This is a genomic window from Frankia sp. KB5 (assembly GCF_002099325.1).
GTDB lineage: Bacteria > Actinomycetota > Actinomycetes > Frankiales > Frankiaceae > Frankia > Frankia casuarinae.
The window spans coordinates 1-1,514 of the sequence record NZ_MRUJ01000189.1 but is presented as its reverse complement, the minus strand read 5'-3'; the positions used below and the strand labels follow the sequence as shown (position 1 = coordinate 1,514).

Genomic DNA, 1,514 nt, shown 5'->3' with positions numbered 1-1,514 from the left:
TCCAACACGCCAGTGCGACCAAGGCCCGCACCCAGCTGTTCATCGAGAAGATCGAACAGCGGTACTCCCTCGCCATGGTCACCGCGACACTCGCCCTGTTCACCGTCCCGCTGTTGCTCGGCGCCGACCTGCGTCCCACCCTGCTCCGCGCGATGACCTTCATGATCGTCGCTTCGCCCTGCGCCGTGGTCCTCGCGACGATGCCCCCGCTGCTGTCCGCGGTCGCCACCGCCAGTCGCAACGGCGTCCTCGTCAAGTCCACCCTTGTCCTCGAACGCCTCGCCACCGCTACGCACGTCGCCTTCGACAAGACAGGAACCCTCACCGACGGCAATCCCCGGCTCGCCCGTATCCATACCCTCGGAACCGCCACCGAGGACGACGTCCTCGCCTACGCCGCCGCTGCCGAGGACCCTTCCGAACATCCGCTCGCCCGCGCCATCGTCTCCGCGGCCCGGGACCGGGGCATCACCCCGCACGCCGCCGAGGACTTCACCTCCCAGCCCGGACGAGGAGTCACCGCCCGGGTGAACGGGCAGCTCGTCGACATCGGCAGCCCTGCCCAGTTCCTGCCCATCGGCAGCCACCACGACGACGCGGCGAACCTCGTCACCGCCACCGAGAACGCCGGCTACACCGCCGTCGTTGTCCGCATCGACGCGACCCCCGCCGCGGTCCTGGCTCTCACCGACCAGACCCGCCCCGACGCCGCGGACACGATCGCGAGACTCACCACACTGACCGGCAACCGCCCCGTTCTGCTCACCGGCGACAACCCACGCGCCGCCACCCGGCTCGCCACCGGCCTCGGTATCACCGACGTCCGTGCCAGTCTCCTACCCCAGGACAAAGTCGATGCCGTGCGCGATCTGGAAGCCACCGGCGACCGGCTCGTCGTCGTAGGCGACGGCGTCAACGACGCGCCCGCACTGGCCGCCGCACATGTAGGTATCGCCATGGGCCGCGCGGGCTCCGACCTCGCGCTCGACACCGCCGACGCCGTGATCACACGCGATGAACTCGCCGCACTACCCGCCCTGATCGCCCTCGCCCGCCGCGCCCGCCGCCTGGTCATCGCCAACCTCGCCGTCGCGGCAACCTTCATCGCCGTCCTCGCCGCCTGGGACCTGTTCGCGACCCTCCCGCTCCCACTCGGCGTCGCCGGGCACGAAGGCTCCACCATCATCGTGGGCCTCAACGGCCTCCGCCTCCTGCGAACCCACGCCTGGCACCGCGCCCAGCACACCACGCCCACCAGCAAGAAGCCCGATCACCAAGCGCGATCAACAGCTGGCGCGCGCCTCGGGAATAGGTTCAGAGTTCTGAGATCACCTCCGTCCAAACGCGGCACGGAGGAACGGTCGGCTCTCAGTGAGCGGATCAGCTCGGTGGCGGGGACCTGGAGAAACGTGGCGAACGGCGACGCCGTAGGCATGGGCTGATCGTGTGTTCGAGCCCGGTTCTGGGCGCCGGCCAACGGAGGATGCCGCCGGCCATGATCGCGGCACTCACGG

Annotated in this window: 1 protein-coding gene; it reads left to right on the top strand. The window is 69.9% G+C overall.

All coding sequences use genetic code 11. The annotated features are described in order from the left end of the window. A partial coding sequence (locus KBI5_RS17650; RefSeq protein ID WP_116289950.1) for a heavy metal translocating P-type ATPase occupies window positions 1-1,442 on the top strand: 1,442 nt, incomplete at its 5' end. Window positions 1,443-1,514 lie beyond the last annotated feature (72 nt).